The organism is Niallia sp. FSL W8-0954 (assembly GCF_038005605.1).
Taxonomy (GTDB): domain Bacteria; phylum Bacillota; class Bacilli; order Bacillales; family Cytobacillaceae; genus Niallia; species Niallia circulans_A.
Window position 1 is genome coordinate 2,621,804 of record NZ_JBBOTN010000001.1, and the last position, 26,457, is coordinate 2,648,260.

Annotated in this window: 22 protein-coding genes, 1 pseudogene and 1 other annotated feature; of the genes and pseudogenes, 3 read left to right on the forward strand and 20 right to left on the reverse strand. The window is 35.7% G+C overall.

The genetic code is table 11. The features are described 5' to 3' along the window. Window positions 1-9: 9 nt before the first annotated feature. Complete coding sequence (locus tag NX902_RS12855; protein ID WP_235850206.1) at window positions 10-2,202, forward strand: alpha-galactosidase; 2,193 nt, start codon at window positions 10-12, stop codon at window positions 2,200-2,202. A 217-nt stretch (window positions 2,203-2,419) separates the two neighbouring features. On the opposite strand, the gene NX902_RS12860 is transcribed toward NX902_RS12855, so the two are convergent. Then, complete coding sequence (locus NX902_RS12860) at window positions 2,420-3,316, reverse strand: LysR family transcriptional regulator (RefSeq protein ID WP_095328854.1); 897 nt, start codon at window positions 3,314-3,316, stop codon at window positions 2,420-2,422. Between the two features lie 113 nt (window positions 3,317-3,429). Here NX902_RS12860 and NX902_RS12865 point away from each other — a divergent pair, with 113 nt between their 5' ends. After that, window positions 3,430-4,317, forward strand: coding sequence for a sulfite exporter TauE/SafE family protein (locus tag NX902_RS12865; protein WP_095328855.1), 888 nt, complete (start codon window positions 3,430-3,432; stop codon window positions 4,315-4,317). Window positions 4,318-4,917: 600 nt separating this feature from the next. Here the strand turns inward: NX902_RS12865 and murA are convergent. From murA to NX902_RS12880, 3 genes are all read right to left on the reverse strand, one after another. Then, window positions 4,918-6,228 carry a UDP-N-acetylglucosamine 1-carboxyvinyltransferase gene (gene murA / locus NX902_RS12870; protein ID WP_095328856.1) on the reverse strand — a complete coding sequence of 437 codons (1,311 nt, stop codon included), beginning with the start codon at window positions 6,226-6,228 and terminating at the stop codon, window positions 4,918-4,920. A 28-nt stretch (window positions 6,229-6,256) separates the two neighbouring features. Further along, on the reverse strand, window positions 6,257-7,087 hold the full coding sequence (locus NX902_RS12875; protein ID WP_341122909.1) for a DeoR/GlpR family DNA-binding transcription regulator: 831 nt from the start codon (window positions 7,085-7,087) through the stop codon (window positions 6,257-6,259). 153 nt (window positions 7,088-7,240) lie between these two features. After that, entirely contained in the window at window positions 7,241-7,840 is a 600-nt protein-coding gene (locus NX902_RS12880) for a DJ-1/PfpI family protein (protein WP_095328857.1), read from the reverse strand. A gap of 157 nt (window positions 7,841-7,997) precedes the next feature. Between NX902_RS12880 and NX902_RS12885 the strand changes: the two genes are divergently transcribed. Beyond that, a complete protein-coding gene (locus tag NX902_RS12885) occupies window positions 7,998-9,062 on the forward strand; it encodes a DmpA family aminopeptidase (protein WP_095328858.1) in 1,065 nt (354 codons plus the stop codon). Window positions 9,063-9,106: 44 nt separating this feature from the next. On the opposite strand, the pseudogene NX902_RS12890 reads toward NX902_RS12885, so the two are convergent. The 16 genes and pseudogenes from NX902_RS12890 to NX902_RS12965 all read right to left on the reverse strand — a co-directional run bounded on the left by NX902_RS12890 (window position 9,107) and on the right by NX902_RS12965 (window position 26,081). Next, window positions 9,107-9,675 (reverse strand): annotated as a pseudogene (locus NX902_RS12890) (nitroreductase family protein). 94 nt (window positions 9,676-9,769) lie between these two features. Beyond that, on the reverse strand, window positions 9,770-10,387 hold the full coding sequence (locus NX902_RS12895) for an NUDIX hydrolase (RefSeq protein WP_095328860.1): 618 nt from the start codon (window positions 10,385-10,387) through the stop codon (window positions 9,770-9,772). Between the two features lie 30 nt (window positions 10,388-10,417). After that, on the reverse strand, window positions 10,418-11,578 hold the full coding sequence (locus NX902_RS12900) for an ABC transporter permease (protein ID WP_171509640.1): 1,161 nt from the start codon (window positions 11,576-11,578) through the stop codon (window positions 10,418-10,420). After that, entirely contained in the window at window positions 11,571-12,284 is a 714-nt protein-coding gene (locus NX902_RS12905) for an ABC transporter ATP-binding protein (RefSeq protein ID WP_123257715.1), read from the reverse strand. The genes NX902_RS12900 and NX902_RS12905 overlap by 8 nt, the downstream gene beginning before the upstream one ends. A 248-nt stretch (window positions 12,285-12,532) precedes the next feature. Next, window positions 12,533-13,564, reverse strand: coding sequence for a glyceraldehyde-3-phosphate dehydrogenase (locus tag NX902_RS12910; RefSeq protein WP_123257716.1), 1,032 nt, complete (start codon window positions 13,562-13,564; stop codon window positions 12,533-12,535). A gap of 126 nt (window positions 13,565-13,690) precedes the next feature. Next, entirely contained in the window at window positions 13,691-14,497 is an 807-nt protein-coding gene (locus tag NX902_RS12915) for a protein phosphatase 2C domain-containing protein (protein WP_095328864.1), read from the reverse strand. Continuing rightward, window positions 14,497-14,958, reverse strand: a complete 462-nt coding sequence (locus NX902_RS12920) for an HIT family protein (protein ID WP_163186832.1) — start codon at window positions 14,956-14,958, stop codon at window positions 14,497-14,499. Before NX902_RS12920 ends, NX902_RS12915 begins: the two co-directional genes overlap by 1 nt. Window positions 14,959-15,004: 46 nt before the next feature. Continuing rightward, window positions 15,005-15,216 (reverse strand) — a binding site (T-box leader). A gap of 90 nt (window positions 15,217-15,306) precedes the next feature. After that, on the reverse strand, window positions 15,307-15,792 hold the full coding sequence (locus tag NX902_RS12925) for a DNA topology modulation protein FlaR (protein WP_341160759.1): 486 nt from the start codon (window positions 15,790-15,792) through the stop codon (window positions 15,307-15,309). A gap of 50 nt (window positions 15,793-15,842) precedes the next feature. Next, window positions 15,843-16,487 (reverse strand): histidine phosphatase family protein, encoded by a 645-nt coding sequence (locus tag NX902_RS12930; RefSeq protein WP_163186830.1) that lies wholly within the window; start codon window positions 16,485-16,487, stop codon window positions 15,843-15,845. A gap of 21 nt (window positions 16,488-16,508) precedes the next feature. Further along, window positions 16,509-17,240 (reverse strand): class I SAM-dependent DNA methyltransferase, encoded by a 732-nt coding sequence (locus NX902_RS12935; RefSeq protein ID WP_095328867.1) that lies wholly within the window; start codon window positions 17,238-17,240, stop codon window positions 16,509-16,511. A gap of 8 nt (window positions 17,241-17,248) precedes the next feature. Further along, complete coding sequence (locus NX902_RS12940; RefSeq protein WP_095328868.1) at window positions 17,249-17,812, reverse strand: SGNH/GDSL hydrolase family protein; 564 nt, start codon at window positions 17,810-17,812, stop codon at window positions 17,249-17,251. A 144-nt stretch (window positions 17,813-17,956) separates the two neighbouring features. Then, window positions 17,957-19,021: an AbrB family transcriptional regulator gene (locus NX902_RS12945; RefSeq protein WP_095328869.1), complete on the reverse strand. Its 1,065-nt coding sequence runs from the start codon at window positions 19,019-19,021 to the stop codon at window positions 17,957-17,959. Window positions 19,022-19,099: 78 nt separating this feature from the next. Beyond that, window positions 19,100-19,876 (reverse strand): hypothetical protein, encoded by a 777-nt coding sequence (locus NX902_RS12950; RefSeq protein WP_095328870.1) that lies wholly within the window; start codon window positions 19,874-19,876, stop codon window positions 19,100-19,102. 738 nt (window positions 19,877-20,614) lie between these two features. After that, the gene (gene parC, locus NX902_RS12955) at window positions 20,615-23,050 is read right to left on the reverse strand and encodes a DNA topoisomerase IV subunit A (RefSeq protein WP_095328871.1); all 2,436 of its coding nucleotides are present in this window, start codon (window positions 23,048-23,050) and stop codon (window positions 20,615-20,617) included. Continuing rightward, a complete protein-coding gene (parE, locus tag NX902_RS12960; RefSeq protein WP_095328872.1) occupies window positions 23,047-25,026 on the reverse strand; it encodes a DNA topoisomerase IV subunit B in 1,980 nt (659 codons plus the stop codon). The genes parC and parE overlap by 4 nt, the downstream gene beginning before the upstream one ends. 641 nt (window positions 25,027-25,667) lie before the next feature. Next, the gene (locus tag NX902_RS12965) at window positions 25,668-26,081 is read right to left on the reverse strand and encodes a CoA-binding protein (RefSeq protein ID WP_095328873.1); all 414 of its coding nucleotides are present in this window, start codon (window positions 26,079-26,081) and stop codon (window positions 25,668-25,670) included. Between the last annotated feature and the right edge of the window lie 376 nt (window positions 26,082-26,457).

Consider the following 26,457-nt stretch of genomic DNA (forward strand, 5'->3'; position numbering starts at 1 on the left):
GGTACTTCATTGCCTATATTTCTTGAAAAAGATGGCAAGACACTTCATTTACAAAACAAGAAAATAAGTTATGTTCTCTCCATAGAAAAAGATAAATATGTCTGTCATCGATATTGGGGAAGAAGACTAGAAAGTTTTAATGGAAGCACTCAGATTCAAATGATAGATCGCGGCTTTGCCACTAATCCGTTTCCTGAGGAGAGAGTGTTTAGCTTAAATGCACTCCCTCTGGAAACAAGTACGCAACAAAGCGGTGATCATCGAATCTCGAATTATACAATACGTTCGCATACCAATCAAACACGCACTGATTTTATTTTTAAGAAATTTGATATCATAACTGGAAAACAGCCACTGGAAGGTTTACCTACATTAGAAGGAGAAGATACCAATGTTACGACATTAATTATAACCCTATATGATGATATTCAGCAGCTGGAAATGAAGCTTTACTATCATCTTTATGAACAACTACCGGTTATAACAAGACATGTTGCTTTTCTCAATCATGGGGAACAAGAGGTATTCCTTGATAATGCCGGAAGTCTTCAAGTAGATATCGCGGCAGCTACTTTTGATTTATTAACTCTTTACGGGTCTCACACAAATGAGGCTAATATAAGTAGAAGGAAATTGCATAACGGAATTCAAAAAATAGAAAGTACTCGTGGTGCAAGCAGTCCGCAGCATCAACCATTTTTAGCCCTTTTAAATCCGAATACAGATGAATTCAGCGGAGAAGTACGTGCATTCCATCTTATTTATAGTGGGAATTTCCAAGCACAAGTTGAAGTAGAACAATATGGTTCATCACGTGTACAACTTGGCATAAATGCGGAAGGATTTTCATGGAAGCTTTCACCTGGAGGCAGCTTTGATACCCCAGAAGCTGTGATGGTTTATTCTAATCATGGGTTAAATGAGATGAGTCATACTTTCCATACACTTTATCAACAATATCTATGCCCTAAGTCATTTCGAAATCAAGAACGGCCAATCGTATTGAATACATGGGAAGCCAATTATTTTGATATATCAGAAGAAAAAAGTTGGAAATTAGCGGAGACAGCAGCACAAATAGGCATAGAAATGTTTGTATTAGATGATGGCTGGTTCGGAAACCGAAATGACGATACTTCCTCACTTGGTGATTGGATCGAGAACAAAGATAAACTGCCAAACGGAATAGCTGGTTTAGCTGAGATGGTGAAAAATAAAGGAATGAAGTTTGGTTTATGGTTCGAACCAGAAATGACTTCCCCCAATAGTGAGTTATTTAAAGCACACCCAGACTGGATTATCCATACCCATGGATATAAGCCCATAGAAGGAAGAAGACAGTTAGTCCTAGATTTATCTAATGCAGAAGTACAAGACTTTTTAATAAGCGTATTATCGGAATATTTAGTAACAGGCAAAATTGATTATATTAAATGGGATATGAACCGACATATAACCGATATTGGCAGTACCTCTTTTCCTATAGATCAGCAAGGAGAGATTTCCCATCGATATATACTAGGCTTATATCGAATCCTAGATACATTAGTGAATCAATTTCCAAATGTACTATTTGAAAATTGTTCAAGCGGAGGGGGGAGATTTGACCCTGGAATGATGCGTTATATGGCCCAGACTTGGACAAGCGATAATACAGATGCATTATGCAGGACAAAGATTCAATATGGCTACAGTTTGCTTTATCCTCCGATTATGATGGGAGCACATGTTTCTAGCGTACCTAACCATCAGGTGGGAAGAATCACTTCACTTGAAACAAGGGGAAGGGTTGCAATGAGTGGCAATCTTGGATACGAGTTAGATTTAACAGAAGCAGAGGAAGAGGAACTACTAGAAATAGAAAACCAAATATCTTTTTATAAACAACAGAGAAAGCTTTTTCAGTTCGGAAAATTTTACCGATTGAAAGCGCCAGGAGAATATTTCGAAAGTGCATGGATGTTTAAAAATGAAAAAGAAGCGATCGTTGTTTATTTTAACGGGATAGCACGGCCTGCTGTGCCAGTTAACTATCTCCCTGTTTATTATCTGGAAGATCTTGCAATCTATAAGGATGTAGCAACCGGAAGACTATATTCCGGCAGTGAACTTAACTATGCAGGAGTAACCATCCCACGGGTAAAAGAAGATTACAAAACATTGATTTATCACTTTGAGAAAGTAGAAACACAAATTAATTAGAGACCTGAATAGAGAGAGGGATATAAAAGATAAGGAGTAATATATCGAATAACCCCTAATTTTCTATTAATGATTTTGTCTTTTAGACTTCCTAAGGATTAGCGGGACTGGTGAGATTAAATAGACGAATTTCACCAGTCGTTCCTTGGAAAACAATAAGAATTAAAAAACGACAGCTAAAATCCTTAACTTCATTGAAAATCTAAAAACCCCCATTTTATTTCATATAATCCATATTTCTTATTGTATCCAGTAATTGATTAACGAGAGGAGAAAGCTCTACGTTTTCATTGCGTCTACAAAGGAATATCGGCCGTTTAATTTCAACTCCTTTCACTTTAACCACACCTACTTCCTTACGAAGCACATGTTCCTTAACTGCAAGTGAAGGAGCTAACATGACTCCATAACCTGCAATAACTGAATGAATAGATTCGTTTAAGCCATGAAATTGCAATCCAATAGGAGGGTGGTTCACACCATGAATTTTACACAAAGAAAATAACATGTCTCTTGTTGAGCTTCCATTTTCTCTTACTAAAAAAGGCTCTTGAACCAACTGTGAAAACGAAACTTCTTCGCCAGCAAATTTATGCTTTCGCGGCACGATGAACCAAAAATCAACATCCATTATGTGTGTGACATGCAATTCTGGTTGCTCCCACCGTTCTTTTACAACAAGTGCTAAATCTACTTTATAGCGGAGTAATTTCTCAATCGCTTCGTTTGAATTACCACTATATAACTCTATATGGAGTAAAGGATTATCTATTTTCAATTTTGCTAATAGAGATGGTAATAAAAAATTAGCCGGTAAATGCGTGGATGCTATTTTGATATTATCTAGTATTCCAGCTTTCAGTTTGTTTATTTTCCCCTCAATATCTCTTTCTAAATCAAATAAACGTTCCCCTTGCTTATATAAAAAATCTCCTTCCTTTGTTAATTTAATTCCTCTTCCCGCTGACTCAATTAATGTCAATCCTGTTTCTTTTTCTAAATTTCGGATTTGCATAGTTACCGCAGGCTGACTAATAGAAAGAACTCTTGCTGCATCTGTAACACTTTTTGCAGAGGCAACGGTGATAAATATACGCAGAGCATGAAGGTTCACTAATCTTCACTCCTATAAATATTATTTATATATACACAAGAAATATATATTAGACTTATCTATTATAATTATATAACCTTTTTATTAGAAATGGTAAAAAGGAGCCTATAATCATGAACTTACCAATGATAAAAGAAGAAAGCGAACAACAAATACAAATAAAACGTCAAAAAATCTTTTTCTGTATTATTCTAATCATACTAGTATCAATCGGACTAACAACAGCATTTTTAGGAAGAAGGGAGGGGAATTATCAACTTTTTACATTAATGCTAATTGGCTTAGGAGCTTCTTTTATTGGAACATTAGCAGGAGGGGGTGGCTTAATTACCGTTCCTGGTATGATGTTAACAGGTATTCCTATTCAAACAAGTATCGCTACAAATAAGTTTTCCTCAGGAATTGCGGCACTTTCTAGTGTTTTCTATTTAATAAGAAATAAACAGCTAAGTGTCCACTTTCTATTAATTACTATCCTAATCGCTGTTTTAGGTGGAATAGGGGGAGCACTAGTAACTACTAATATACAGGAAGAAACGATGAATATCATTGCATTTGCATTACTTTGTTTTGCCTTAATAGTGACAATGAAAAATAAACAATGGACTGCTACTATACAACAAGATAAAAAGCAAAAACAACAAAAAACAATAAAGAAAAGATTATACATTCCTTTCTTTATTGCAGCATATGATGGGGGATTTGGACCAGGATCCGCCACATTTAGTATTTTATTTTATTTAAAAAGTAATTTCACCTATATGAAAGCTGTGCAAATGACAAGAGTTATTATTCTTGGCAGCTGTATGGGAGGATTTATTATTTATTACCAGAACGGTTTTATTAATTGGTATTATGCCATTTGCATGGCAGTTGGTTCCATTATTGGATCACAGATTGGATTGCTCGTATTGCCAAAAGTTTCTCAAAAAGCAGCAAAAACTCTTTTGTTAATTATCATAAGTGCATTGATGGTACAAATGATTGTTAAAATTATTTAATATTTAATAAAGATGATTCTTTATTAGGATCATCTTTATCGTAAAAAAAGGGGAATGATTACTAATTGGATTATAAGGACTTTAATTATTTTTTATTCTAGTTTACATAATATATATTATACACAGTGATTAAAATTTTAATAAATCACATCTCATTCCAAAGTATACTCTAGATAGTGAGACAAAATTAAAAAATTGTTATCTCTTACAATCTATTATTAACTAACTGCATCGTATCTATATGGACATTTGAAATTTATTTAGTTAGCTTATTAAAAATTATTATTAGTTTTTTATATGCTCTATATAATTTTTCATTGAAAACTACTAAAAATTAATTTCATCTTTCGTCAAAAAAAACGATTAAAACTAGTTTTTTTTGTTTTTTTTGATCTATAAAAAATCATAAATCCGCCACTCACGTATATTGATAAATATTCTATACTTTTAAAAGGATGAAATGTCTTTATACTGCAAGTTGAAATATATTATAGCTAAAATCATTCAAAAAACCAAAGACGTCTATACAAAGAACATCTTTGGTTTTTTGGTCAGTTAATTCTCCCCTAGTTATCTATCAATTTAGGAAAAATATATTATCTATCTCATTATTTTTTCGAATTCTTGCATCATTAATAGATCATTTGTAATTTCATCAGAATGATGTAAAGAGACTTTCGCACCAAGGCTGTTAAAAGCTGCAACTGCCTCATCATATCCTCGTTCAATATGTTCAATTCCAGTAATTGTTGTCGTCCCTTCTGCTATTACTCCAGCTAACATTAGACAAATACCTGCACGGACATCTGAAGCATGCACTAAGGCTCCGTGTAAAGCTGACTTTCCTTTTATATGGGCAATCCCATTTGATACTTCAATAGATGCACCCATTTTGTTTAATTGGTATACATGATTAAATCGGTTCGGATAAACAGTTTCGCGAAGTATACTTTTCCCTTGTGCTTGTGTTAACAAAACGGTTAATGGCTGTTGCAAATCCGTTGGAAATCCAGGGAACATAGCAGTTCTTACCCTCGATGCTTTTAAACTACCATCTAGAAAAGACGTAATATTATTCTCTTTTATTTCCAAACCGACACCGATCTCTTCCAGTTTCGTGAGACAAGATGTTAGGTGTTCTGGGATAATATCATTCACTGTAATCGTTCCACCTGTAATCCCTGATGAAATCAGGAAAGCTCCAGCAATTAGCCTGTCAGGAATTACGGTATAACTACAACCATTCAAGCTTTTTATACCTTTAATTTTGATTGTATCCGTACCAGCACCTTTAATTCTCGCACCCATTTTATTCAAAAATAATGCCGTATCTGTTACTTCTGGATCTCTTGCAGCATTTAATAAAATTGTTTCTCCCTCAGCTAATACAGCTGCTAGCATGCTATTAATAGTGGCACCTGATGTAATCGTATCAAAATAGATTGTTGCCCCTTTTAATTTTTTGGCCTCCACCACATAATAATCTTCATGAAAAGTAAAAGTTGCGCCCATTTTCTCAAACGCCTTTATATGCTGATCAATTGGTCTGCTTACAAAATCATCCCCGCCAGGATAGCCAAGTGATACTTTTCCGAATTTAGCAAGTAATGCTCCAATGAAATAATAAGCTGTTCTAAACTTCCTTGACTTTTCAGGTTCAATTATCGGATTATATATTTTAGTCGGGTCAATATAAACATCCCCGCGGCTATCTCGCTCCATGATACATCCTATTTCTTCTCCAATTTGACGAAGTACTTTGAAATCAGCAATGTTTGGGATGTTCTTTAATGTTACAGGCTCACTAGCTAAGCATGCAGCAGCTAGAATTGCCAAAGAACTATTTTTCGAACCTGGTACTGATAAGGATCCTTCTAGTTTAGAAGGTCCCTCTATATTCATCCATCTCATTTTAAATCTCCTATTCCAATCTATCTAATCAACGTAAATCAGCAAATTTTATTTTTAGTTGTTTCTTTTTCATTTCATCAATCGTTTTTTGCGGTGCACCAAGATCTGTTAGAAGGATATCAATTTCTTCGATTGGTACGGATTGCATAAACATTTCACGACCGATTTTTTCATGGGGTGCTAAACAGACCACTTTTTGAGCAACACTGGCAACTGTCTGAGCAAATGCAGCTGCTTCAGGAGTAGAGGTACTTATACCTTTGGCATTAATTCCTCCACCAGTTAAAAAACAAATGTCTAAGGAAAATTTGCGCATCATTTCCATTGCAATACAATCAATTATACTGCTTGATGAAGCTCCTCTTAATTTCCCTCCGATTAAATAAGAACTTATGTTTTCTTTCATTCTAATAAGGTCGGCAATTTTCAATGAATTTGTAACGATTGTATAAGGGAAATCAGTTGGCAAATATTTTACCATTCCATAATGGATACCTGCTCCTCCAATAAAAACCGTATCATTTTCTTTAATAAATGATACTGCTAATTTTGAAATAGCATTTTCGTGTTGGGCAGCCGTTCCATATCGAATAGATGACGGCGGCGGCATTGTTCTTACTTTAGGTATTGGTTCAGAGAGAATGGCACCACCATATGTTTTTTGCAGCAACCCTTGTTCTTCCATGATTGTTAAGTCTCTTCTAATGGAATCAAGAGACATCTCAAATTTACTTGCTAGATCTTTAGCAATAACTTTCCCATCTCTAGAAATTATTTCTAAAATTAATTTTCTTCTTTCCTCCGCTAGCATACTATTCCCTTTCCCATTAAAATCTAAATTCATCTTATTCCGTTTCATTAAGTTTTGTCAAATATTTTTTCGTTTTCCTTCTGTTTCATTCCGTATTATGCCTTTTTTACCACCACAGAACATCTGTTCTACCATTGTTTTTTCTTGTTAGTTTATTTCTCATCTTTCGTTTCATAAAAAAATTGCTATATAAGCAGTTTTTTAAGAAAGTTCCACATCATATTCCATTCTTTTTGCTGTTTCTTTCGCTATTTTCACACCCGCTAAACGTTTGACAAGATGAAAGGACATATTAATACCTGCCGAGATGCCACCTGAAGTAATAATGCGCCCTTCATCGACAAACTTCACCTTCTTTACCACATTCACTTGTGGGTATTCCTCCTTAAGCCTTGTGAGGCTCGCCCAATGTGTTGTCGCGTTCAATCCATCAAGCAGCCCTGCTTCAGCAAGCAATAACGCTCCCGTACATACAGAAGCCATCCATTGAACCTCTCCCATTTGTTCCTTAATCCAATTAATCACCGTTTTATTATGTACTTCTCGTTCTCTTGCACCTAGTCCCCCTGGGATGATTAAAAGATCGAACTTAGGCATTGTTTGGAAACTATAATCCGGATATACCTTTAATCCATTTCTCGCTCGAATCATTTGTCCCGTTTCCGAAATAGTCTGCACGATAAACGGTTTAGACCCATCCTCTCTTGCTGTAACAGAAAACACTTCAAACGGGCCAGCAAAATCTAATACCTCCACATCATTGAATAGAAATATCCCTATTTTCCATTGGTCGGTTTGCATTTTATCTCTCTCCTTCGTTAAAGCCATATTCTAGCTAGTTACTTATTATTATTATACTTAAGAATTTCATCATAGAGAGATAAATTATCTTAAACTTGATTAACTGACTGATTTTTGAAAAAATAAAAATAATAAAAAGGAGAGGCGGTTTTTTTAAGTGAATGGACAAAAGAGGCTTCGAGATTATGGAATAACAATTGGAAAATTAGAAACAGGTAAAAGAAACGCCATTACAGATGTAGAAGGTGTCACAGTTGGCCATGCTACTTTAAATAATAGGGACACTCAGACAGGTGTTACCGCAATAATGCCCCATCCAGGCAATATATTTAAAGAAAAGGTAATCGCTGCAAGCCATGTAATTAATGGGTTTGGTAAAACAATGGGTTTAATGCAAATAACAGAATTAGGAACAATTGAAACACCTATTCTTTTAACCAATACATTAAGTATCGGTGTGACAGCTGATGCATTAATTGAATATATGCTAGAGCATAACGAGGATATTGGTCGAACAACAGGTACTGTTAATCCCATTGTGTGTGAGTGTAACGATATGTTTCTTAATGATGTGAGAGCAAGAAAGATTAAGAAAGACCATGTTTTCGGGGCAATCGCTAATGCTTCTGCGGAATTTGATGAAGGATCAGTTGGTGCTGGCCGCGGCATGCTGTGCTATTCTTTAAAAGGTGGAATTGGAACCTCTTCCCGAATAATACATATGGAACATGGTAGCTATACAATAGGAGTACTGGCTCTGACCAACTTTGGTACGCTGAGTGATCTAGTAATAGCAGGGAATCCAATCGGACAACAGCTCAAAAAAAAGCTTACACAAGCAAATGAAGATAAAGATAAGGGCTCTGTCATCATCATCGTAGCTACTGATCTTCCCGTTTCGGAAAGACAATTAAATCGAATTATTAAGCGCGCAGTAACAGGATTATCACGAACAGGTTCGATTATTACAACTGGAAGCGGTGAAGTAGTCATTGGTTTTTCTACGGCAACAAAAATTCCACATGAAAATCCTTATTCCAGTGTCCCTATTTCAACCATTCATGAAGAGGATATCGATGTTGCATTTAGAGCCGTTGGAGAAGCTACAGAAGAAGCTGTGCTAAATTCCTTGATAACTGCAACCCATGTAATTGGACGAGACGGGAATGAACGACCTGCTCTTATAGATTTATTAAGCGAACATAATATTTGTTTACATTAGAAAAAACAGACGCCTGTATGATACAAAGCGTCTGTTTTCCTTATTTATTTTTTATATTTACCTTGCAAAATCGATTCCTCTAACGGACGGCGGCTAGACGGAATTTCTCTTGCTTGAAAATCTTCCGGCAACGCTTCTTTATCCCCTTGATAACCAATGGCAATAGTTACTTGAATATCAAATTCTTCTGGAATGTTTAATACTTCACGAGCTTTTGCTTTATCAAATCCACCAATAGCATGTGTTTTTAAACCTTCTTTTATAGCCTGCAAGGATAAGAATCCCCATGCAGTTCCGCTGTCAAAGGCATGCATCCCATTTTGTTTATCCGAAATAAGCACTGCTAATACCGGTGCATTTTTACACCACTCTAAATTTCTTTCAAAAATAAAAGAATGAAATAATGATCGTTCCTCTACCGTTCGAGCAATAATAAAACGCCATGGCTGCAAATTATTTGCAGAAGGCGCCCAGCGAGCAGCCTCAAACAGGCGCATTAAGACTTCTTCAGAAACTTCTTTATCTAAAAAAGAACGGGGTGACCAACGATTTAAAAAATAGGATCAATCTCGTGGTCTGCTTGACGAAATGTATGTATTTCATTTTCCTTCATAAATATTCCACCCTCAAAATTTATTTCACTTCTATTCCATTTTAATTATAAAAAAATGGCAATTCAACTAATTGATTCTAAAGAATAGAAAGAATCAATCAAAATAAACAGGCTCCAACGGATTAGCCATATGTTTAAAAGCTAGTAATATTTGTGATTCTGTATTTCTTGGAATGGATAAAGGCGGGAGATCCTCTTTTGCAAAAAAACCGACAGAGCTAGTTTCTACTCCTTCCTGCGCCTCTCCTCCTACAATCTCACACTGGATGAACATTTTATATACATGGTAAGGAGATGGAGGATGCGGGTGGCATTTCTTATCCATAACCGCAATTAATTTTACTGCTTTCACCTTAAATCCTGATTCTTCTTGTACTTCTTTTACTGCGACTTCAGCTGGAGTTAAGCCAATATCGCCCCAACCTCCTGGCAAGGCCCAGGAATTATCTGTCTTCTCTTTCACCATTAGTATTTTAGTACCTTGAAAAACTACTGCCCTAATATCTACTTTCGGCGTAGCATACCCTGTTTCATTTGCAAAAAGATCACGAATTCTTGTTTCATTCACCTTGGTATATTCCGACATAATTTCTAAGCTGATCTTTCTGATATCTTCAAACCTTTCCAAATCAAAAGTATCCTTTGAATAGGTTAATCCGGCTTGGGCGATTGCTTGCAGCTGTTTCGCCCATTGTAACCATTTCGGTTCCATCTAATGACCTCCTTTACAAATTGCTTTGACTTACCTTCCAATGATAAAACCAAAAACACAAGTTAAAAAAAGTACCAGCACTAACGCAAAGCTTAGCATACCTCTTACAGCTTTTTTCCTTGCTGAGTAATAAGCATCACTTTCCATATATTTTTTCATCAACGGATGGTAGTGGCACACTTTATTCCATAGGGTCGTAAGCCACCCATTCATGATAATAGAAAACCCTACAAAAATAAGAATCTTTAACCATAGGGGCGGTACTATAATCATGGCACCGGTTGTGCTATTAATTAACATCAAATACCCATATAAATAACTAGAATTACGTATAACTATCTTAATAAATAATTCGATAAAGCCGTTAACTGGTGTGCGATTTTGAAAGATCCGTTTAGAGTTTTTGAAAATACGCGGTTTCTTTCTTCTCATAATGACCGGCTTTTCTATTTCAGGAGCTGCTAAATAGATGGCCTGAACGATACTAGTTTTACGCTCTTGCTCTAATTCAATATGGAGATCAATAGATGCGATCTTTTGTAAAGCTGTCAAACTAAAGAAGATCGACAACAAGAGGATAATTAGTGACAGAGCATATACTGGAATAGTCATTCCCATATCCACTATATGATAAATCCATTGACTAAACCAATTAAATACAAGAAACAAGAAAACCACCAGCAAGCTTTTTGCCCACATAGAACCTATTTTTCGGATATGGTACTTCCATAACATGAAGCAAGATTGTAAAGCAGTGAAATAGACAAATAAGACAAGGATTACTGACCAATTTAACAAATAATAATGGAGTAAAAATGGTAGTAAGCATAAGAAGCCTGCTGAAAGCACCATTGTTTGAAAGAACAGAGAATAGAAATAGCTCAGTGCTTTTAACCTTCCAATCAAATGAAGCTGTTTGACTAAAAATACTTTATCAGCTTCCACAATAAGGGTTCTGATATTGCCAATCCATGCCAGAAAGTAAAGGCAGAAAAAAGGAACAATAAAAGGGATCTTATGTATCCAGACAGGTATCTCCAGCCACCAAGAACGATAGATAGCTACACAGAAAACACCTAGAGGGACTAAGATATATACAATTACCGTCCAATCAGCAATCGATCGAAGCACTTTCCATTGATAGTGCCAATTCCTAATTAAACGTGAAAAAAACAACTTTCTACTATTCATTACCATGATCCTCTGCTAACAAATGAAAACAATCATACAAAGATCCAGCGGGCAACTGACATTGCTCCCTTATCTCCTCTAATGTTCCTTTTGCCACTAGCTGGCCATTATGGATCATAAGAAATCGATCACAAATCTTTTCTGCTGTATCTAATACATGGGTAGACATTAATATGCCAGCACCATGTTTTTGCTCTATTTCCATCGATCCGAGAAAAAGCTTCATGGCATTTGGGTCAAGTCCCATAAACGGTTCATCAATAATATATAAGGATGGATTTGTAATCATCGCAAGTATAAGCATCGCTTTCTGCTGCATTCCCTTTGAATATTTAGTTGGGTTTTCATGCGCGTGTTCCGCTAACTTGTACACATTTAGCAATTCATTAGCCTTTTGCTTATATTCCTTTTCTTCTAACCCCTCTACTGCTGCAACAAAGTCTAGGTGTTCCCATAATGTTAATTCATCATAGAAAATAGGTCGTTCTGGTAAATAGGAATAAGTTATGCCATCTATGTAGGAAACCGTTCCTTCTAAATGTTCGATTAAACCTAATAAACTTTTGATTGTCGTACTTTTGCCAGCACCATTTGGCCCAATTAAACCAACCAATTCTCCTTTTTCAATAGTAAAATTAATTTCTCTAATAATTTCTTTCTTTTGCTCATATCCAGCTGATTGAATCTTTACTTCTAAAAGAGACATTTACACACCCTCCCTATCACGTTCTTCTTTCATACGGACAAATCTGTAAGAAAGTTTCTAAATTAGAAAAAATTTTTGGAGATAAAAAAATCGGACCACTGGTGCAGGCCTAAAACAGTTGCTTTATTTCTGATTTAATTCGTTTTATAAATATAGGAGCATCATGAAGAAAGCAACAAAAAAATAGATGCAGTCAGATAATCTTACCTTCCTGCATCTATTCTATCGTTTAATCGATTAACTATCTTTTACACAGCTTGACTATCCATTTTCACACGCAACTTGCTTCCAACAAGCTTTACCAATTCAACCACTCGATTAGAATAGCCCCATTCATTATCATACCAAGCTAGTATTTTCACTTTATTTTGCCCGATGACCATTGTTGATAAAGCATCAATAGTTGCAGACTCGGTTGTTGTATTAAAATCAACAGATACTAAAGGTTCCTCTGTAATGCTTAGAATCCCTTTCAGTTTTCCGTTTGAGGCCTCTTCAAAAGCTTGATTAACAACTTCACTTGTCACATTTTTTTCTAAATCGACGACTAAATCGACTAAAGAAACATTTTGTGTTGGCACTCTTAACGCCATTCCATGAAGTTTTCCTTCTAAATGTGGAAGGATCTGTTTTAAGGCCTTAGCTGCTCCAGTCGAAGTGGGAATAATATTTTGCCCACATGACCTTGCCCGCCGTAAATCATGATGGGGATTATCTATATTGTTTTGATCATTGGTATAGGAGTGAATTGTTGTCATTAATCCATTCTTTATCGTAAAATGTTCGTCTATAACCTTAGCAACCGGTCCTAAGCAATTGGTCGTACATGATGCATTCGAAATAACATGATGTTTATCAATATTTAATATACTATCATTCACACCCATGACGATGGTTGCATCAGCATTTACACCAGGAGCGGTAAGCACTACTTTATGCGCACCAGCTTTTAAATGCATTGCTGCTTTGTCTCTCGCGTTAAATTTCCCTGTAGCTTCTACTACGATATCTATTCCCAATTCACGCCACGGAAGTTTTTCTGGATTACGGTTATTCACTAATAGAATCTCTTGGTCATTTATAAAAATCGAATGTTCTTTAGCCACAACCTTACCTGGAAACTTACCGTGAATTGTGTCATACTTTATTAAATGTGCTATCGTTTCAGAAGGATAACTGGCATTAATAGCAGTAATATGTATACTTTGATCATTAATAGCATTTCTAAGCACCATTCTTCCAATTCTCCCAAAGCCATTTATTGCAACTGATATTGTCATAGACTTCGCTCCTTTTTAAATATGTTATACTATTAAATTAATACTCTATAATAAGTATAACACATTTAAAATAAAATACATCTTATTTGATTAAAAATAAGATGTATTCTTATAGCGCCTTGAACTTTATCTCACTCCTTTTAAAAAATCACTTGGCATCGTATCTTCTTTGTTATTATGAACAATCCAAGATATTATCGTTGTGCTGTCACGGACATTTTTCTTTTTTATTTCTTTTAATAAATAATAGACGCTCTCTTGATTAGAAAACGTATCAAATCCTTGAAAAATGGCTTCCATCCTATGATAATCCGTGTTGGGACACTCAATCAGTCCATCTGTAGTGAGAAAGATATGTGTTTTACCCTTTCTTAATTCTTTCACTCCTTGATTATAGGAGGGTACTTCTTGATGGAAAGTACTATTTACCCCAATCCATTCATAGAAGCTTCGGTGATTTTGCTGGTATTCTCCTAACCTTGAAAGTTCTGGATGATGGAGTGCAAGTATACAGTCGCCAATTGATAACCACCATAAATAGTGTGCTTTTCTTACAACGATTAAGCATGCAGTTTCTCCTTGAATCATCTTGCATTGCTCCAGAAATTCCTTGCTTGCGAAATGGTTTAAGAAAAAGGAAGTAATTTCTTGGAACACTCTTTTTAACGGTAATTGGAGAATTGTTTTGATCTCCTCTTTCTTTGTCGCTATACTTTTTATTACTAATTCTGCACTTTGTGCTGAATCATGTGCATCCAAGAGGATGACAAGCTCCCATTCGCGTTCTATCCAAATGAAACAGCCGTCTTCATTTTTATATTGACCTGCAGAGGAGTTTCCTCCAAAGCGTCCAAGTACTAAATTATTTCTTAGATGGAGGATATTAATTTCATCTACATAATTCTTATCAGAACCTACCCATTTATATTCCATTACGCTTCCTCAAAAACTTCATTTGCTAAGTAATTTTTTATTCTTTTACATAAAGAGCTCATTTCCTCTGCGTTTGCAATCGGAGCCTCTGGCCAATCATATAACTCCGTTGGTCCCCAATATCTTTCAGGAGTATTCGGATATCTTGCAATTAGATGAAGGTGAAGATGAGGAACCGAATTTCCTGAGACGAGAGCATAAATATGTTCCGCGTTTTCTGTTTCCTTTAATGCCTTGCTGACTCTTGAAATAATAAGTCCAAACGCCTTTGCTTCATCATTTGTCATCTCAGCAAGTGTAGGAATATGTCTTTTTAAATCGATCATAAGATGTCCTAGGTAACTGCCCTTGCCTTTTCTATCAATATGACCAACATAAACATATTCATTTTCATAGATTGGTATTCCTGCTGTTTTAATAATCCCTTTATGTTTATCGCATATGAAACAATTGGTTTCCATTTCCCTTTCCCCCCTAAAATAGTATAAAAAAATCCTATTGTCTCTTAAAAGAGACGATAGGATTTATCGTGGTACCACTCTTCTTCATTCGTTAGAAAACGAACCTTCTTAAGCTCAATGACGAGAGCCAACCGTCTAGATATACATTTCTACCTAACCACTCCTAGGCGAGTTGGGAAGTGATATGCGCTATCTTTCACCAAACGACAGCTCTCTCTAGCATACTTACTTCTTAATACTCCTAATCATCGTGTTTATCTTATGGAACTAATTGAAACTTTCTGTCATTTTAGGAAAAACTTCAAAAAATGTCAATCGTTATTTTTAAATAGGTCCGATAATTCATTTTCATTTTTTATCACAAAAATTTTGTTCTGATACTTGTTTGTATGTATGAAAGAAAGAAGGTTTACCTACTTGCTCGAAATGCTTATTCCATTTAAACATTTTAAAGAAAATCGTTAAGTTTGGCTGGTAATGGGCCTTTTCTTGACCAAGCTTCTGTTTAACGTATCGTTTTATTATACGATAGGTACGTTTAGAATAATTGGTGTCCAAAAAAACAATGACATCTGCTTGTTGGAAGCTGCCACGTACCCATTCCTCACTATGCACACCTTCTACAATCCATCTATCTGTTTGGGTTATGGATTGTAAATTTGCTTTTCTCTCTTCTTCCGATCTTCTAATATCTCCACGATCTGATCGCTTCCAAACAACATTATCTAATTCATAATAGGGAATTTGTAATTTCATTGATAAATCTTTTGCTAATGTCGTTTTTCCACTAGCTACAGAACCAATGATATGAATCTTATTAGGAGTAGCTTTCACTATTCCCCCCTCCTTTATATAAGTTTTCACATAAGTATTGGGGGAAATATCTAATCTATACTTAAAGATAAAGATAGCTTTCCATTATCACGAAACGAAGGATCTGCTACTTTTTCGACCATTAATACACCATCTTTTACATTAATTACAGAAACACAGCAATTATCATGGTGTGGGTAATCAGCCATATTTAGCAGAGATTTAATGAAAAATCCAATCGTAACACCATGAGAGAAAACCAAAATATTGCCGCCTGTATCTTTATGCTTAGCAATAATATCGTCAACAGCCGTTCTTGTTCGCGTTAATAATTCAGTAAAGGATTCTCCATCTTGAACTTTGCTTTCCATATCTGTAAAGGAGAAGAGTCTTTCCACTATATCTCCATGCTGTGCGATAATGTCTGTCTGCAGCATTGCTTCCAACACTCCAAAATTCATTTCTTTTAATCTTGCATCTTTTGTTAGTTGAATATTTCTATTACCAATAGCAAATTTTGCCGTATCTAACACTCTCTGACTATCACTGGCATAAGCAGCCTCAAAAGGTATATCTGTTAAACCAGCACCAACTGACCTTGCTTGTAATATCCCATTTTCTGTTAAAGGAGAATCACAAAACCCTTGCATTCTCTTTTCGATATTATATTGAGTCTCTCCATGTCTGATAAAATACAGTCTCAATTCCTTCTTCATTTGAAACTCCCTTCCTTTGCTTTATTTTTCGCAAGATACTATCAAGAAAAGCGGAATCCTCATTCGTCTTTCATATTCTTCTTTACGCAAAAAATTTTCTCGTTTCGGCATTCCTTCTCGTAAATCGGTTATTTTAAAGCCTGCTTCTTTTAACAGCCGAAAATACTCCTCAATCGTGCGATGATATTTTACTACTTCCTCATCTATCCATCGCTCTATTCTTTCTCCTATAGAAAAATAATCATCGACAATCCAATTCGTTCTTTTTTTCGAGGAAACGGAACTGTCAAATGTAGAAAGGCATAGAGGATGTTGCACACTAAAGATAAACTTACCATTATCATTCAACTGATCATATACACCCTGAAAAATTGGCTGTAAGTCTTTAATATAGTGAAATACTAGCCTTGAGACAACGATATCCATTTTGCTATTGCTAAATTTCCAATCCTCTAGTGTAGAATGATACACAGAAGCAGTTGTGCCATTTAAAATATGGGAAGCTTCGTCAAACATTCTCTTCGAACCTTCTATTCCTGTATAACTTGCTGCACCTTTTTCTAAAAGTTCTATACCAAAACTTGCATCTCCACAACCTAAATCAAGGATAGACTTACCGTCTATTTTCCCTAATAATTCAGATAAAATAGGGCTTTCTATACTATTATTGGGGCTTGTTTCTCGATTTCTTCTAGCCCGATAATTTTCAAAGAACTGTTCCTGATCGTATACAGAAGAACCTGTATATGCCATATCTCCACCTACCAAATTTTATCTATTTTTTTCACAAGCAAATCTACTAAAATAGCATAACCTGCTTCCCCAAAATGAAGACCATCATTATGTATACCTTTTAGTTTCTTCTGATAATCTTTTAAAGAGAGCATTTCAGTATAAAAATCAATAAAGTTTGCTCCTGTTTCATTAGCAACTTCCTTAACTGCATTTGCATACCTAGCTAAAACCTCATTTGTCCTTGCAAACTGCAACGTTTCATCGACTGGAGCTGGCGTAATCAGAATAGCCTTGTCTGGACCAATCAATTGGACGATTCTCTTCATATTTTTTCGATAGGTGGGTAAGTCAATCATCTTATGAAAGGCTGCATCATTTGCACCAAATAGAATCGTTACTAAATCAGGCTGCTTCTGGATAACATCTGCTTGTATTCTTTTTAATGCATCAACTGTGTTATTCCCATTTATTCCTGCATTGATTATTTCATAATGATCGATTTTATCTGCCAGCATGGCTGTCAAAACAGGTTCATTTCTAGTTTCTCTCCCTGCAGTAATACTATCTCCAAAGCAAATTAAAAGCGGTATTTTTTCTCCCTCCTTCCTGTAAGAATATTCAAACCACTTGCTTCTATCCTATTTTATACTAATTGGAATGATTCGTCTTTTTCTTTTCGGAAATAAAACTTAAAAGTAGCAATTAGATTGTTGCACAAATTAATCCTATTGAAATTAACCTTTTCGCTCTGCTAATCTTTTTTCTACACGCTGAAAACCCCATTTCATAATAATTGGGACACAAAATAAGATAAACAACAATCGAAATAACTGGTACGTTGTGATAATCGGCAAGTTAGCATGAACGGATTGCCCCAGTACGGCCATTTCCGCCATTCCTCCTGGAGCTAATCCAATAAAAGCAGTCAATAATGAAATATCCTGATCTACTCTTACTAAAATATAGCCAAGTACTAAAGAAAAAAGGACTAGTAAGGCAGAAGTTACTGTAACAACACTTAAAAACCTTGCTTTGTTTTCGATATTACCAAATTTAATTTGTAAACCAAGATCAATTCCAATCAATGTTTGTGCCACACATGCAAGAGAAGTCGGAATTTCGGGTACATCCATCCCAGCAATCGATATGGTTGCAACAAAAATCATTGGACCAATCATAAACGGCGCTGGAAACTTCCACTTTTTCACTTTGCTTGCAATTAGAGAGCAAAAGAATAAGATTAGGAAAATCATCCAATGATAGCTCGGGCTTCCGCTAGTGGTTGTTACTGCTGCAACTGCTTGATTGCCATACAAAATAGGACTATATACGAGGAGTGGAACAAGAATCATGACAGATAAAATTCTACTTATTTGAATAACTGTAACGACAGTGAGATCAATTCCTTTTATTTCTGAACTAATCGCCACCATTTGAGATAGTCCTCCTGGGATACTACCGGCAACAGTTGATTTTAAATTACTATGCGTTAATTTTGAAGTTGTAAAGGCAAGAAGGAAACTAAAGGCAAGCATAACAACCGTCATCAAAAGCATGGAGGGGAGGTGGGTTCCCATTTCAATAAGTGTCTGATTGGTAAATTGCCTTCCAATGAGGTAGCCAATAACAAGGAGTCCGATATCTCGAAAGGAGAAAGGTAAATTCGGAGAATTTTTGGCAAGTCGAACATAAAGGATGGTACTGAACATGGGGCCAAGCAGCCAAGACAGAGGAAGCTGGCATACTTGAAACAACCATCCCCCAAATACAGCACTCAAACATAAGAAAAGTAATGACATAAATGCGATCCTTTCATAAAAGAAATAAGTACTTTCATTATACTACTTATTTCTCCTTAAAATGAAGAATCTCTTTTTTTAATGGTGTTGCGATCCTTTATAACTAATTTCCTTCACTTTTACTTTTTCTAATATCCATTCTTCCTTTTTCCATATCCACCAAGTTTCCAAGTAACCAATCGTATCAACTGTTGCCAGCCCACTAATTCTTTGTTTCCCTTTCATCGCCGTTTGATTGTTGAATCTTGTTACTTTTAATTCGGAAAAGGGGGATAAAATTAATTCAGTTGGTTCATTTAATCTTGCTTTATGATAAAGACCAAGTTTCTCATAATGATTTCTCCGATCATATAAATCGAATATATATGTTTTTTCATTATTTATTTTTATTTCCGCTTTATAGGCATCTTTAAACTGACTTTCAACCGATGCCAGCTCTGGTTTTTGCAATTCTATTAAATGATTGCCTTGTAGTTGAAAGAAATAAAAGTTTTTTTCTGACCCTCTTTCATTCGCAGAAACAGTAAGTAATATTTCTTTTTGATGATCATCATTTATATCGATTATATGTAATACAGGATCAAATCCACCTTCCACTGTTAGAGTGGCGCTCTTATCTTTTCCTTTCGTTACCTTTAAAAAAAATTCCTTAAAGAAATTGCTATTTTCAGGCTGATCGGATGCATCTCCTTTTAATTGCACGGTTTCTTCCTGTTCATCATTTGTTATATCGATTTTTTCTTCCAAAATTAATTTGTTTGTTTTATCTTCTTTCTCCATTGCATATACACCAGTAATAGCAGTTAAAGTCATCAAAAAGAAAGCACATAAAGCCACAAGCATTTCCCTTCTCATGCTAAAACCTCCCTATGTCTTATTACTTTTAGGATGTCCTTTTTTGGTAAAATCATGTAAGAAAGGAAAAGAAATTTTAATTGGAGGTTTTGCATAAAGTAAACTGGCATTATTAGAAGGTAAATGAACTCCATTGTTTATGATTTTCGTATTTAAAAAAGCGGGGTTTGCTCGGATAAAGACTGCCTTTTTCAGTGGTATTATAAAAAGTAGTATTCATTTGTTTGATGAACGCTATTTTCTCCTGCGCTCTACTGCAAAGTGGTTTTCATTTTCTTCATGAACACTATTTTTTCCTGCATTCTCTTCCAAAGTTGCTTTCATTCACTCGATGAACGCTATTTTCTCCTGCGTTCTCCTTCAAAGTGGTTTTCATTCACTCGATGAACGCTATTTTCTTCTGCGTTCTCCTTCAAAGTGGTTTTCATTCACTCGATGAACGCTATTTTCTCCTACGTTCTGGTGCAAAGTGGTTTTCATTTTCTTCATGAACGCTATTTTCTTCTGCGTTCTCCTTCAAAGTTGCTTTCATTCACTCGATGAACGCTATTTTCTCCTGCGTTCTCCTTCAAAGTGGTTTTCATTCACTCGATGAACACCTTTTTCTTCGACATTCTCTTCCAAAGTGGTTTTCATCGCTTTACCTTCCCTATATCCAAAACAATTTCATTCTAATTAAAAGAGGTTCCCAATTCGCAATTGACCTTACGAATCGGGAACCTCTTAAACTAATATTATTTATACTTGCTCATCGGTAATTTTTTCTTCCCATAATTCAACAATTTTACCTGCCTCTGTTTCATCGATAACAAAGGATCCATTGGAATAGCGATCATTAAAGCGAAGATCTGCCGTTTTCAGCGATTCAATATCGCCTTTCTCGGTTTGAAGATAAATGATATCTTGTGCCCCTGCTATTGTCATCCCAACAATACGGTGAGGATTTGCTTTTAATTCTCGAAGCATAATCAAGCCTCGTTTTGCTCTTCCAGAAAACTCAAATTCAGTGAGTTTCATTTTTTTTATGGAACCACGTTGCGTAACAATTACGACGCTTTCCTGCAGAGGATTTGTTATAACTTTACCAGCAACAACATAATCATTGTCTTTAAGATTAATACCTTTGACACCAGCTGCTCTTGCACCAACAATATTGATTTCTTCCTCATGGAATCGTAAGGCATAACCTATATGAGTTGCTATTAAAACTTCTTGTTTACCGTTTGTTAGGAAAACATCTACTACTTCGTCGTCTCCTTTTAGGTTAATAGCAACTAATGGTTTAGAGTAACGCTGTGCTTTATAGTTAATCAACTCTGTTTTCTTCGCCATACCATTTTTTGTAAAGAAAAGCAGATATTGATTTTGTTCAAAGTCCTTTATAGGCATTGCCTTAATAATCGATTCATCTCGGTCAATTGGTATGATATTGGAAATATGCTGACCTAGATCCTTCCAGCGTATATCTGGCAACTCGTGTACCGGTAAATAGAGATAATTGCCTTTGTCTGTAAACAATAACAAGACTTCGGTTGTGTTTACATCTATTTTGGCAAGTATTCGATCTGTATCTTTCATACCAAAATCTTGGCCATTGCTTGCTGCATATGAACGCTGGCTTGTGCGCTTAATATATCCATCTTTCGTTACAGTGACAATTACATCTTCACTCGCGATTAAGACTTCAAGATTGATTTTAATTTCTTCAATTTCATCTTGTATTAATGTACGTCTTTCACTAACAAAGCGTTTTTTTACATCTTTAAGTTCTTTTTTGATAACCGATAGCAATTTCTTTTCACTTGCTAGGATTGCCGTCCACTCTTCAATTTTTTGGGCCAACTCTGCCGCCTCTGCTTCTAATGCCGTTATATCTGTATTGGTTAAGCGGTATAACTGTAAAGACACAATTGCTTCTGCTTGAGGCTCAGTAAATTGAAAAGCAGCCATCAAGTTATTTTTCGCATCTCGTTTATCCTTTGATGCGCGGATCGTTGCTATAACCTCATCAAGAATAGATAATGCTTTTATTAATCCATCCACAATATGCTCGCGATCTTTAGCTTTTTGCAAGTCGAATTCAGTACGTCGTTTAATCGTTTCTTTTTGATGCTCGATATAAGCATCAAGTAAAGCGATAATTCCCATTAATTTTGGACGTTTATTATGAATGGCTACCATATTAAAGCTGTAAGTAATCTGTAGATCGGTATTTTTAAATAAGAAATTTAGAATTCCGTTTGCATCGACTTCTTTTTTCAACTCGATTACAATTCGCAATCCTGTACGATCCGTTTCATCTCTTACTTCTGCGATTCCCTCTACTTTACGATCCAAACGCAATTCATCAATCTTTTTCACCAGATTGCTTTTATTTAGCTCATAAGGAACCTCTGTAATGACAATTTGCTGCTTGCCGCCTCGTAATGTTTCAATTTCTGTTTTTCCACGAACAATGATTTTCCCTTTACCAGTCTCATATGCCTTTTTAATGCCTTCTACTCCTTGGATAATACCACCAGTCGGGAAATCTGGACCTTTAATATGTTTCATAATGTCTTCCACCGTACAATTTGGTGAATCCATACGCTCAATCACACCATCGATAACTTCTCCCAAGTGATGTGGTGGTATATCTGTTGCATATCCAGCCGAGATACCTGTAGAACCATTGACTAACAAATTCGGGAATTTCGCTGGTAACACCGTTGGTTCATTGGATGTATCATCAAAGTTTGGAATGAAATCCACAGTTCTTTTTTCAATATCACGAAGTAACTCTGCAGAAATAGCCGATAATCTAGCCTCTGTGTAACGCATAGCCGCCGGTGGATCCCCGTCAATACTCCCGTTATTTCCGTGCATTTCAATTAGGACATTACGAACCTTCCATTCTTGACTCATTCTTACCATCGCGTCATATACAGAAGAATCGCCGTGGGGATGGTAATTACCAATAACATTCCCGACTGTTTTTGCTGATTTGCGGAAATGTTTATCATGTGTATTTCCTTCTTCATGCATCGCATAAAGAATACGACGCTGAACAGGCTTTAATCCATCTCTCGCATCCGGTAATGCCCGTTCTTGAATAATGTATTTACTATACCGTCCAAAACGATCACCGAGAACATCCTCTAAAGGTAAATCACGGTATTGCTCTAATGAACTCATGATGGACTCTCCTCCTCAGTGACCATAATATTTTCATTTTCGAGAATATTGCCTTCTTCTTCTAATCCGAATGCAACATTTGATTCAATCCATTTTCTACGTGGTTCCACCTTATCACCCATTAATGTTGTGACACGACGTTCAGCACGAGCAAGATCATCTATCTTAACTCGTATTAACGTTCTTGTTTCAGGATTCATTGTTGTTTCCCAAAGTTGATCGGCATTCATCTCGCCAAGACCTTTATATCTCTGCAAAATATAGCCTTTCCCCACTTTTTTAATGGTATCTTGCAAGTCATCATCGCTCCAAGAGTATTCAATGACTTCTTTTTTTCCAGAACCTTTACTAACCTTATACAATGGCGGTAAAGCGATATATACCTTACCTGCTTCCACAAGAGGTTTCATATAACGATAAAAAAACGTTAATAGAAGTACTTGAATATGTGCTCCATCTGTATCAGCATCTGTCATGATAATGACTTTATCATAGTTAGAATCCTCTACTTTAAAGTCGGCTCCCACTCCAGCCCCAATTGCATGGATAATTGTGTTTATCTCTTCATTTTTAAAGATATCTGCAAGCTTTGCTTTTTCCGTATTGATTACTTTTCCGCGCAATGGAAGAACAGCTTGAAAGCGACGATCTCTCCCCTGTTTTGCGGAACCGCCAGCAGAATCTCCTTCCACTAAATATAATTCATTTCTTTGTGGGTTTTTCGATTGAGCAGGAGTTAGCTTACCAGAAAGAACTGCCTCTCCACGCTTACGTTTTTTCCCACTTCTTGCTTCTTCTCTTGCCTTTCGAGCAGCTTCTCTAGCTTGTGCCGCTTTAATCGATTTCTTAATTAAAAGAGAGCTGACTTCAGGATTTTCCTCAAAGAAATAGGCTAAGTGTTCAGAGACAACAGCATCCACCGCTGATCTTGCCTCACTGGTCCCTAATTTTCCTTTTGTTTGCCCTTCAAATTGTAATAAATCTTCTGGTACACGTACAGAAACGATAGCAGATAAGCCTTCACGGATATCCGAACCATCCAAGTTTTTATCCTTTTCTTTCAGAAGGTTAACTTTTCGCGCATATTCGTTAAACATACGTGTCATGGCTGTTTTGGCCCCAGCTTCATGTGTCCCGCCATCCTTTGTGCGGACATTATTAACAAAGGACAAAACATTCTCTGAATAGCCATCATTGAATTGAAAAGCATATTCCACTTCAATCCCGTTACTTTCGCCTTCAAGGCTTACGACTGGATGCAGGGTATCTTTCTCTTCATTTAAATATTCAACAAAAGCTTCTATTCCATTTTCATAATGGAAAACACCGTGCTCATTATTTCTTTCATCGATAATTTCAATTCTTAGCCCTTTTAATAAAAAGGCAGATTCTCTTAAACGTTCACAAAGCGTTTCATAATTATAAGTTGTTGTTGAAAATATCGCTGGATCTGGCTTAAAGTGAATCGTTGTTCCAGTTTGATTTGTTTTCCCGACTTTTTCTAGTGTGGTGACAGGTTTTCCGCCGTTTTCAAAACGTTGTTCATAAATAAAACCATCGCGTTTGATCTTTACAACAACCCATTCTGATAATGCGTTAACAACAGAAGCACCTACACCATGTAAGCCGCCACTAGTTTTGTAACCGCCTTGTCCAAATTTTCCTCCAGCATGAAGAATGGTAAAGATAACTTCAGGAGTTGGCTTTCCAATCTTATGCATTCCAGTCGGCATTCCACGTCCTCTATCTTTGACACTAATGGAATTGTCACGATGAATTTTTACAATAATCGCATCTCCATATCCAGCCAGTGCTTCATCGACTGCGTTATCTACAATTTCATATACAAGATGATGCAATCCTCTAGAATCTGTACTCCCGATATACATTCCCGGACGTTTTCTGACAGCTTCTAAACCTTCTAACACCTGAATGGCATCATCATTATATTCGAATGCTTGCTGATCTTTTGCCACTGACATACCCCTTTCACTTCTACAAATCCGACATAGTATCTTTCTATGTATCATGTCGAACAATTGTTTATGTATTCGTCTAAAAAACGAATTATCCTCTAAGTTCCAAAATATTTATCGGGTAATTGTTTTTTAGGCAGTTAAGAATTTTTGTCACTTTCTTATATAAAGCTGTAATTTCTATCGTTAACAAAAATTCTAAAACAGCCCTACTTTTATTAGACGAGTTTAAAAGAAGGCTTTTCTACTAACCTTCTTTTTTTCAAATTATCGAATTTTAATAAACAGTTGTTGATACCTGTCCAACAAAGAACATTTGTTCTTATATCGTATTGTAGCACATAATCTCATTTTTCACGTTCATTTTCCATTTTATCTTTCGATTTTTTCCTGACAAAACCAATATTATACCAATAATCGCAAAAGCAAAAGATTTTTTTAAGAGGATTTCCTCTTTTTATCTATATTATGTTAACACAGATTCTTTGGAAAAACGAATAAGTTTATAAATACCGCGTTCATTTTTTTTAAAATGATATCGTTTTATCCACTCAAACAAACAGTTTTTTTAGGATAAATGCTATTCTATTACAAAAGAAAAAACAGAATGATTAGTGACAACCATTCTGCTTTTTCTTTTTCTATTTTGTCATCGCGTGCTCTACTTTAATACAGCGATCCATGATTACCGTATAGCCTTTTTCTGTTAGATCATGAAATGTTTCTTCATGTACAAGTCCCAATTGAGCCCAAAATATATCTGCATCTATTTTTTCAAACTCAGCTGCAACCTCTGGTAAGAATTCCGATCTTCTAAACACATTAACAATATCAACATGTCCCTTGATATCTGTTAATTGCTTAACTGCTTTCACACCTAATACTTCATCTACCGTTGGATTTACGGGGATAATTTCATATCCTGCCTTTTGCATCGCCTCTGAAACCATATAGGATGTTCTAGAAGGATTATCGCTTAAACCAACTACCGCAATTTTTTTCGCTTTTTTTAAAATTTTGCCAATCTCTTCTCGACTTGGATTTTCAATTGTCATTAAAATCGCTCCTATTCCAATTCATTTCTAGTATATTTCCCCAAAGAGGGAAGAAAAAACGATGGAAAGCATAATAGAACACACTCTAACAATAGCAAATTTTGCCACACTTCAAAAGAAAATTGCATTATTTGCATAGATTTATGCCTACATAAAGTTTTTGGCAATAAAATTCTCTAACTAAACAATTTATAAATGTAAGGGGTTATTTTTCATAGAGACCCTTAAATTCCCCACTTTTTGCTCTAAGAATTGCTCGCCGTAAGCATAACTCTCCCAGAGAGACCCTTTCAATTGTTTTATATAAACACTTCAACAATATTATTAATGCTCCTTCCACTTATCCTTTTAAAAATAGTTGCTCTAAAAACAGCAT